10 protein-coding genes are annotated in these 10102 nt (G+C 32.1%); all 10 read left to right on the forward strand.

The genetic code is table 11. The features are described from left to right. Positions 1 to 62: 62 nt before the first annotated feature. The 10 genes from FUA26_RS11965 to FUA26_RS12005 all read left to right on the forward strand — a co-directional run bounded on the left by FUA26_RS11965 (position 63) and on the right by FUA26_RS12005 (position 9826). Entirely contained in the window at positions 63 to 965 is a 903-nt protein-coding gene (locus tag FUA26_RS11965; RefSeq protein WP_147136356.1) for an alpha/beta hydrolase family protein, read from the forward strand. A 166-nt stretch (positions 966 to 1131) separates the two neighbouring features. After that, positions 1132 to 2136, forward strand: coding sequence for a DUF2971 domain-containing protein (locus FUA26_RS11970; protein WP_147136359.1), 1005 nt, complete (start codon positions 1132 to 1134; stop codon positions 2134 to 2136). A 149-nt stretch (positions 2137 to 2285) separates the two neighbouring features. Then, positions 2286 to 2912, forward strand: a complete 627-nt coding sequence (locus FUA26_RS15725; protein WP_186826913.1) for a hypothetical protein — start codon at positions 2286 to 2288, stop codon at positions 2910 to 2912. 156 nt (positions 2913 to 3068) lie between these two features. Beyond that, positions 3069 to 3596 (forward strand): hypothetical protein, encoded by a 528-nt coding sequence (locus FUA26_RS11975; protein WP_147136361.1) that lies wholly within the window; start codon positions 3069 to 3071, stop codon positions 3594 to 3596. A gap of 262 nt (positions 3597 to 3858) precedes the next feature. Then, positions 3859 to 4230: a helix-turn-helix domain-containing protein gene (locus FUA26_RS11980; protein WP_147136364.1), complete on the forward strand. Its 372-nt coding sequence runs from the start codon at positions 3859 to 3861 to the stop codon at positions 4228 to 4230. Further along, positions 4227 to 5258 (forward strand): DNA cytosine methyltransferase, encoded by a 1032-nt coding sequence (locus tag FUA26_RS11985; protein ID WP_147136367.1) that lies wholly within the window; start codon positions 4227 to 4229, stop codon positions 5256 to 5258. Before FUA26_RS11980 ends, FUA26_RS11985 begins: the two co-directional genes overlap by 4 nt. After that, positions 5255 to 6112: an NgoPII family restriction endonuclease gene (locus FUA26_RS11990; protein WP_147136370.1), complete on the forward strand. Its 858-nt coding sequence runs from the start codon at positions 5255 to 5257 to the stop codon at positions 6110 to 6112. The genes FUA26_RS11985 and FUA26_RS11990 overlap by 4 nt, the downstream gene beginning before the upstream one ends. A gap of 240 nt (positions 6113 to 6352) precedes the next feature. Then, positions 6353 to 7090, forward strand: a complete 738-nt coding sequence (locus FUA26_RS11995) for a TraB/GumN family protein (RefSeq protein WP_147136373.1) — start codon at positions 6353 to 6355, stop codon at positions 7088 to 7090. Positions 7091 to 7484: 394 nt separating this feature from the next. Continuing rightward, the gene (locus FUA26_RS12000) at positions 7485 to 8750 is read left to right on the forward strand and encodes a DNA cytosine methyltransferase (protein WP_147136376.1); all 1266 of its coding nucleotides are present in this window, start codon (positions 7485 to 7487) and stop codon (positions 8748 to 8750) included. Further along, positions 8747 to 9826, forward strand: a complete 1080-nt coding sequence (locus tag FUA26_RS12005; protein ID WP_010136265.1) for an HpaII family restriction endonuclease — start codon at positions 8747 to 8749, stop codon at positions 9824 to 9826. Before FUA26_RS12000 ends, FUA26_RS12005 begins: the two co-directional genes overlap by 4 nt. Positions 9827 to 10102 lie beyond the last annotated feature (276 nt).

The following is a 10102-nucleotide window of genomic DNA, read 5'->3' on the forward strand; positions in this document are numbered from 1 at the left end:
TTAGTGCTTAAACCACGCAACAAACCATATACAAACACGTTACCTGTAATTTACCCAAACCAATGAACAGAGTTTTAACATCAATACTATTTTTACTATTTATAAATTTTGGATTTGCTCAAAACGGAAAATTGCTCTCGAAAAGATTAGTTGATATTTCCAATACACCTATTTGGGATAGGATTTCACAAGACAATGAATTGAAACCAAACTTTGAGCATTTAAATAAGTTAGACTTCTATTTCATTACTTACCAAAGTGACAGCTTAAAAGTTAGAGGTTTATTAATCGAACCAAAAAATCAAGGGAAATATCCAGTTGTGATTTTTAATCGTGGTGGAAACAGAGATTTTGGAAGATTAACAGTTGCAACAATGATAATGTACACTTCAAAATTAGCTGAACAAGGTTATGTGATAATTGGGAGTAACTATCGAGAAAAAGATGAATTTGGAGGTTCTGAAATTAATGACGTGCTGAACTTGACCGAAACCGTAAAAGACATTGAAAAAGCTGACTCGAATTGTATTGGAATGTTTGGCTGGTCGAGAGGTGGAATGATGACTTATTTGGCTCTTCAGAAATCGGACAAAATAAAAACAGCTATTGTCGGAAATGGACCAACCGATTTGTTTGGATTAATTTCTGACAGACCGGAAATGGAATCGAAAGTTATTGCGGAATGTGTACCAAATTATCTGGACAATAAAGAATCTGAATTAAAAAAACGTTCTGTAATTTATTGGACAGACGAATTAGATAAAAACAGTAGTCTTTTAATTTTGTGTGGAACTAATGACAAAAGAGTAAATCCTACACAAGCTGACAAAGTTGCTGATAAATTAACAGAAATAGAATATGATTTTGAATTAAGGAAATTTGAGACAAACCATTCATTTTCAGATTATAGAATGGAATTAAACGAATTAGTAATAAAATGGTTTAACAAACGGTTAAAAAAATAAAAACTACAGGTAACAAAGTATAAAATTAATTACTTGGTAATAGCCTACTTACGAAAATCCTCGCGGATTTTCTATTCGGTTTTTATTTGCTAAATTAGTTATTTAAACCACGCAACTAATCTTATACGAGACCGTTGTGTGCAATTACCAAAAACCTACAACCTCAATGCTTGTATATAAATATCGAAGTGGAACAGAGAATGATATAAAAGCTCTTGAGAACAATCAATATTGGTCATCTTCTATTGAACAATTAAACGACCCTTGTGAAGCAACTACTGATACAAAAAGGGTTAAAAAATTTCTGAACTATATTGGACAAAAAGTTGGAGCTAAAACTAAAGAAGATTATGAATTAATTAATGATAATACCGACGAAGTATTATCAATGGATAATAAAATGGGGATTTATTCACTCTCTAAAACACCATTAGATGAATTACTTTGGGCTCATTACGCAAATTCACATAAAGGATTCTGTATAGAATATGATTTAGACATTTTGCTAAAAAACGACGGAGGTAATCACGTTCATTCTTTTCCTGTTTTGTATTCAAATAAACCACCAAAAATTGGTTTTTGGGATATTATAAAAAACGAAAAAAATAGTATGATAAAAAAGTTCGCTTTTCATAAATCGAAAAGATGGGAATACGAACAAGAACATAGAATTGTAACAAGTAAAATAGGATTAAATTCCTATAATCCAAAAGCACTAAAATCAATTTATTTTGGTCTAAAGATTAGCCAATCAGATAAAAATCAAATCATAAATTTGTTACAATCAAGAGGAATTAGTTTTTATCAAATTGAATTAGAAAAAAACAGTTATTCATTTAAAACTGTAGAACTTAAAGCAGATAAAGAACTAAAATCTAATTATTTAAAACAATTACCAACGTCCATAACAAATGGAAAAATTATAGAATTTGAAATCTTAAAACAGAAAATTTTCAACTTTTCAGGAATTGGAGAATTTAAAGTAATGTTGAAACAAGAGTTAAATAATTCAGAAATAGAAATTTTAATCAACTATCTGAGAAAAAACTTATTTTGTGACGGAAAAACATTGTTTTTTGAGTTCTTTACTGACCATAAACAAATTGAGAATTTACCTTGGGTTTCAGCAACATTGAAAGAAGAAAAAATAGAAATACAGTTTAACTATTAAAAATAACTGCACACAACAATGGCTATAATTCATTGCGGTTGAATTCCTCATCGGAATTCAACCGCAAATTTGCTATCTTTCGGCTACGGCGGAAAGAATCCTGCGGATTTTTCCGCAACGAAATCATAGCCGGAACCGTTAGCAAACAGTTGAGAAAAGAAATCCACATATTAATTTTTAGTCTGATTACGACTTTAGCACTTGGACAAACCGAAAAGGAATCTTTTTGGAAACCCTACATCGAATCTGACCGAATCGAAGTTGAACTAAAGCATTATGACAGTATAACATTTGAAAAGGCTTACCGAGTTTGGACTGACTATCAAGTTGTGGAATTAATTAAATTGAATGACTCGACTTATAACGGAGCACTTACAAATTTTGTCACTAAACATAAAAGGAAGAATAAAACAGAAACGATTTACCAAAAAATAAAAATCTCAACCGGAACAGCCAAAGAATTAATGACCTCATTGCAAAAAGAAAACATTGAAACATTAAAAGACTGTTCTGAAATTGAAAATTATCCTCAAGGATTTGATGGCAAAACTTATGTTTTTGAAATTGGAACTGAAAAAGAAAAAAGAATTTACTCATATTGGGAACCAGAAAACGAAAGATATCAAAATCCAGAAATGCCTGAAATCAAAAATGTTAGGAATATGCTTAATGCAATAAACGCAGAGTTTGATTTGTGGAAATATTTCAAAGATTTTAGGGATAGACTTCCAAAAGGCAGTTATTCTTATGGAATGATTAATATGATAAAAACATAAAAACCGTTTGCTAACAATGGCTATAAGTAATTGCTTGTTCTCGCCTACTTCTGAAAATCCTCACGGATTTTCAGTTTGGTGTGTACTTGCAAAGTTAATCGCTAAACCACGCAACTACTCATAGCCGAGACGTTGTGCATAATGAAGACAAACTTTATGAAAAGAATAATATTTGGAATACTGATTTTGACAATTTTTGTGAGTTGTGGAAAGGAAAATAAGTTTGTTAATTGGACTGAAAAAGAAAAAAGTCAATATGAAAAACTAACTGAATTAGCGGAATATGTGGATGGAAAACAGAAATCGGAAATCTCTAAAGATTTGCTATTTGACAAGTATATAGAGTTTGACTATGTCTTAAAAGACACCTCTGAAACTCGGAAAGAAAGCCGAATTCAATCCTTTGACACACTATTCTATTATTTTAGAAAACCGATTGATAGTATCGGAATTAAAAACCTTGACGCTAAACCAGTTCGATTTTTCAATGAACACGAAATATACAAACCATTCGAAAAGCAATTAGCGGAAATTGAACCGAACGTGTTTGCTTATTATGAGAAAAAGGAACCTGAAAATCCAAAAGGTGTTTTGTGGTTTGACCAAGAATCTGACAAACTGATTGCGTGGATTTTATTGAATCAAGGTGGAACAAGATATTTTCTATCATTTAATTTAATGTAAAATCACTATGCACAACAACGGCTATAGTTCATTACGGCTGAAATTCCTAATCGGAATTTCAAGCCTTTTTGCTAAATTTATGGTTACGGCGGAATGATACTCGCGTACCATTCCGTAACGAAACCATAGCCAAAACCGTTGTACACAAGCTCTGAAAAACCAACCGCACGTTCAAGCACATTTATTTTTCCCCAACGCTCAAAGCCAATGCCGAAAAACCAAAAGAGCTTTCACTTCCCCACCACCACCCGAAAAAAATCGAATGGATTTAGAAAAATTAAAAAGAAAACAATATTTTTGTCAAAATTTGACAAGTCTTATGAAAACAACATTTGGAGAATACATAAGAGAGTTAAGAACAAAAAATGAACTAACTCTGACTCAACTTGCTGCTAAATTGAATTTAGACAGTGCAAACTTGAGTAAGATTGAAAACAACAAAAGAGATTTTGATAAAAAGCGATTGCCTCTTTTGGCAAAAATTTTTGATTTAAACCTAACAGAATTGGAGAATGAATATATTTCTGACCAACTCGGCAAACAAATTTATGAATACAACTGCTCTAAACAACTTTTAAAAGTTGCAGAAGCAAAAGCAGAATACAGAAGAACCTTAAAAGAAAAAGCAATATGAATATAGTATCATTTTTTGCAGGTGCAGGAGGACTTGACCTTGGATTTGAACAAGCAGGATTTAATGTTGTTTGGGCAAACGAATATGACAAAGAAATTTGGGAAACCTATGAAAAAAATCACAAAAACACCAAATTAGACAGAAGAAGCATTGTTAATATCAAAGAGGAAGAAGTTCCTGAATGTGATGGAATAATTGGCGGACCACCTTGTCAAAGTTGGAGCGAAGCAGGTGCTTTAAGAGGAATTAACGATAAAAGAGGACAACTTTTCTTTGACTTTATTAGAATTTTAGAAGCAAAGCAACCCAAATTCTTTTTGGCAGAAAATGTAAGTGGTATGCTTTTACCAAGGCACAAGGATGCATTACAAAACATCAAAGAAATGTTCAGAAATGCAGGATATGAACTTTCTTTTCAGCTTTTAAACTCGTCTGATTACAATGTGCCACAAGATAGAAAAAGAGTGTTTTTTATTGGTATAAGAAAGGATTTAGGTTTTAAATTTGAATTCCCAACAATAACTTTTCCAAAAATCACTCTCGAAGAAGCAATTGGAGATTTGCAAGAAGGTGTTCTACCTGCCTTGGAATATAATAAGACAAATGGTAGTAATTGTACAATTCCAAATCACGAATATATGATTGGGAATTTCTCAACAATTTTTATGTCAAGAAATCGCGTACGCAGTTGGGATGAGCAATCATTTACCATACAAGCAGGAGGGCGACACGCACCAATTCATCCTCAAGCACCAAAAATGAAATTTATAGAACAAAACAAAAGAGTTTTTGTACCAGGAAAAGAGCATTTATATAGAAGATTAAGTATAAGAGAATGTGCAAGGATTCAAACTTTTCCTGATAATTTCATTTTCCACTATGATAAAGTAGCGGCAGGTTATAAAATGATAGGTAATGCAGTTCCAGTAAACCTTGCAAAATTTTTAGCTGAAAACATCAAAACTCAACTCGAAACAAAAACAGTAAATCAAACAAAAAAACAAAAAGAAATAGTCGAGGCGATATGATAAATATTTTAGATGCAATTTACAACATTGCTCAACGTGAAGAATTAGAAATTAAGGATATCACTTTTGGTAATAATAGGGCAAATAATATGGGCGAAGGGTTAGAAGCTTTTATAAAAGACTCTTTTGCAAATATGTTTGATGAACCTGACAAAAATTTAAGAAATATTAAATATAAGCAGGTATTTTCTTTTCAAGGTAGCAAAAGAAATCCACCAGACCTAATGCTAAAAAGTGGTCCTGCAATTGAAGTTAAAAAAATCGAGTCTTTAACTACAGAGCTACAATTAAATAGTTCTCACCCTAAACAGGTATTGAAGTCTGACAGCTCGTTTATTACAAAAAAGTGTGTTGAATGTGAGGAATGGACTGAAAAAGAATTTATATACGTTATAGGTCATATTCCCAAAAACACAAACCGTCTTTCATCTCTATGGTTTGTTTATGGAGATATTTATGCCGCATCTGAAGAAACTTATATATCCTTGAAGAATGACATTGCCACAACTATTGATGAAATCCCAGATATCGAATTCTCTGAAACAAATGAGATAGGCAGAGTAAATAAGGTTGACCCTTTAGGAATTACAAACCTTCGTATTCGAGGAATGTGGCTTTTACAACCACCATTTAAAGTTTTTGATTATATCCATAATTATGAACCTGGAAAAAGGTTTCAGTGTTTTGCATTAATACCATTAACCAAGTACAATAATTTTCCTGAATCATCTATAAATCGCTTGGCGGAAACAGAAGGTGTAACAATATCTGATGTAAACGTAAATGACCCAGATAATCCAGTTGCATTAATTGAATGTAAACTGATTGAATTTAAAGTAGAACCAGCAGCATAAAGCCATACACATTTGCAATTCGCTACAGCCAACACACAAACCAAAATTGCAAAAAAGTATGTCTTTTCCAACGCTGAATGACAATCTGAATGAAAAAAGCCAGTGTACAACAACGTATATAAAAAATAGCGGTTTAATCACTTAATCGAAAGAAAATAAACAAATTAAAGGTGTGTTATAATCTGAAAAGTTAGTGCTTAAAATCCGCCACTTTTCATATACAAGACCGTTAGGCGTCATATGAAAAAGACTCTGCTTCAAATCATAATTTTGCTGTTTTTGGTCTCTTGTGACCAAAAAGAAAAAACTGATTTTGAAACAGGAATTCTGTGGAGAATTGAATCCAAAAATGAAATAGAATCATTTATTTTCGGAACAGTTCATTTATACCCGAGGACTGAAATGGAGTTTCCCAAAAACGTAATTTCCAAACTTCAAAGTTGTAAAGTACTTGCATTGGAAAGGGATATAACCAATCAATCGGAACAACAAAAGTTTGCGGACTTTGAAATGCCGTCTTTTTTACTGGAAAGTTATGGGGTCATAATCGAGGAATACGGAGATGAACTTGTAAGTATGGAAAGTGAACTTATCAAGAATGCATTGGAATCGAACATGGAGTTGAGTGGTCTAGAATCTACCAACGAAATTCTAAGCATATTGAAAACGGTAGCAGATATAAAAATACCTGAAAATACATTTATCAAAGAACAAATGTTAACGGACTATCAAGAAAGTCTAAACCAATACAAAACCCAATCAATTAAAAAGTTTCATAAAAGTATGACAGTCCAAATGGGAGATGAAATCACAAAAACTCTTGTGGACAAACGAAACAACAATTGGATGTCGGACATAGAATACCTGATTGAAAAAGAAAGGACATTTATTGCGGTCGGAATGGGACATTTGGGAGGTGAAAATGGAATTCTAAACTTGTTGTCTGAGAAGGGATATAAGTTGCAAAGAGTGGAATAAAAAATACGCCGCCTAACAAAACCTAAACGTAATGCGGACTTCAGGGCAAAACCGAAAGGTCTGTGTATATTTATAATGTCGCTAAATCTTATGGGTTTAGCTTTGGATAAATAAAGAAAAAGCAAAACAATAAGCTTTAGCTTCGTGCACAAACGGAAACAAAAAGTCTCCTTGCTTCCGCACTACGCTTAGCCGAACCGTTACCTGCAAGCTGAAAAAACCACCGCACGTTCAAGCACTTTTGTTTTTTTTCCAACACACAAATCCAACGCTAAAAAACCAAAAGAGCTTGCCCTTCCTCACCACCACCCAAATAAAATTGTGAATAAAAATTATCAAATCCAACTAATATGAATAGTAAACTTTATTACCTTGTGTCGTTAAATAAGAGATAATGATTAAAGAAAGAATCGACATAGAAAACATTGAAGGACAACTATTTGAAATAAAAGTAGTTGACCCAGATAATTCTAAACCAGCTTCTTTTACACATTATTTACACAACCATAAGAATGGTGTTTCCCAATTTTACAAAAAAGATGCACTTTCTTATGTAAAAGAAATTCTTGAAAAAAAATATCCAACAGAAAAAGTCACAAATAAAATAGCTGAAGAAGCGCTTCAATATTTGATTTTTGACCTTAATAAATCTGTTCCTTTTCCAGCACCAGAAAAACCGAAATTTAAATTTATTGACCTTTTTGCAGGAATTGGTGGATTCCGTTTAGCTCTTCAAAATCTAAAAGGAAAATGTGTTTTCACTAGCGAATGGGATAAATATTCAAAACAAACTTATAAAGCCAATTTTGGAGAATTTCCTTTTGGAGATATAACAAAACCTGAAACAAAAAATTATATACCTGATAATTTTGATGTGCTTTGTGCAGGTTTCCCTTGTCAAGCGTTTTCGATTGCAGGAAGACGTGGCGGATTTGAAGATACAAGAGGAACACTATTTTTTGACGTAGCAGAAATCATCAAGAAAAAACAACCAAAAGCAATTTTCCTTGAAAATGTAAAAGGATTAAGAAATCACGACAAAGGAAAAACTTTGGCAACTATTTTAAATGTACTTCGAGAAGATTTAGGATATTATGTTCCAGAACCTCAAATTATTAATGCAAAAGAATTTGGAGTTCCTCAAAATCGAGAGCGAATTTTTATTGTTGGGTTTCATAAAGACACTGGTATTACAGATTTTGAATACCCAAAATCAACCAATAAGGAAACCGTTTTAGAAGATATTTTAGAACAAAATGAAGTTTCGGTTAAGTATTATCTTTCAACAACTTACATAGATACATTAAGAAAACACAAAGCAAGACACGAAAGTAAAGGAAACGGGTTTGGCTATGAAATAATACCAAATGATGGAACTGCAAATGCTGTTGTTTGTGGTGGAATGGGAAGAGAAAGAAATTTAGTATTTGATGATAGGTTAACAAATTTCAAACCTATAACTAATATTTCTGGAGAAGTAAACCGAGAGGGAATTAGAAAAATGACACCTCGAGAATGGGCAAGATTACAGGGATTTCCAGACAATTTTAAAATAGTAGTTTCAGATGCACAAGCATACAAACAATTCGGAAATTCAGTTGCAGTTCCAGCAATTCAAGCAACTGCCGAAAAAATAATAGAAAAACTTAACTACAAATGATAACAGGAAATAAAGGAGAATGGAGCGAAATTTATGCTCTTTTTAAATTATTAGGCGACAAACAATTATTTCTTGGAAACAAAGACATTGAAAAGTTAGAAGGTTTAGTTTATCCAATCATAAAAATACTTCGTAGCGAAAACAATGGTAATTTTGAATACTCTATACAAGATGAGATTATTTTAATTTCAGGTAATGAGGAAATTTTGAAAATCCCAATTTCAGAATTTAAAGACAAAGCTCTTTTTCTCTTAAATGCAATCAAGAAAAACAAAGAAAGAACTTTTTCTATTCCAGAAATTGAGGATTTTATGCAATCTATAAACTGCTTTTCATTAAAAGCAAGCTCTTCTGCTAAAACCGATATCACAATTGTTGTTCACGACCAAAGAACTAATCAACAACCTACATTAGGTTTTAGCATAAAATCTCAACTTGGTAGTCCTTCTACTCTACTAAACGCTGGAAAAACGACAAATTTCATCTTTAATATTGTTGGGATTAACTTAACTGAAAATGAAATTAGAGATATCAATTCAATTGCTTCGAGAAGCAAAATAATGGATAGAATTGTTCAAATTCAAAATAAAGGAGGACAATTTGTCTTTGTAAAAACAGAACGAAAAATATTTTCAAACAACCTAGTTTTAATAGACAGTTTGCTTCCCGAAATTTTATCACAAATCGTTTTTGATTTTTATTCAAGTGAGTTTTCAAATTTAACCGATTTAGTAAACAAAACAGCTGACAAAAATCCACTGAACTTTGACATTGAAAACGAACATAAATTTTACGAATATAAAATAAAACGCTTCTTGACAGATGTTGCATTAGGGATGATGCCTTCAAAAGTTTGGACAGGAAAATATGATGCAACAGGTGGATATTTAATTGTAAAAGAAAATGGAGACGTGTTATGTTATCATATTTACAACAGGAATGAATTCGAAGATTATTTATTAAATAACACCAAACTCGACACCGCAAGTTCTTCACGACACGGATTTGGAGAAATTTACGAGGAAAACGAAGAATTATATTTCAAACTGAATTTGCAAATTAGGTTTACGAAATAGCCACCACTAAAAGCCATACACATTTGCAATTCGCTACAGCTAACACACAAGCCAAAAATTGCAAAAGAGTATGTCTTTGCCAACGCTAGCAAGTTTGCGGAATAAAAGCCAGCAGGTAACAACGTATATAAAAAATAGCGGCTAAAGTGTTTAATCGAAAGAAAATGAATAAATTAGTAGTCAATTATAACCGAAAAATTAGTACTTAAATCCCGCTACTTTTCATATACAAAACCGTTGGGTAACATTTTGCAAAAATTCCGAAAATTAAATTAT

The sequence above is a fragment of the Seonamhaeicola algicola genome (assembly GCF_007997385.1).
Taxonomy (GTDB): Bacteria; Bacteroidota; Bacteroidia; order Flavobacteriales; family Flavobacteriaceae; genus Seonamhaeicola; species Seonamhaeicola algicola.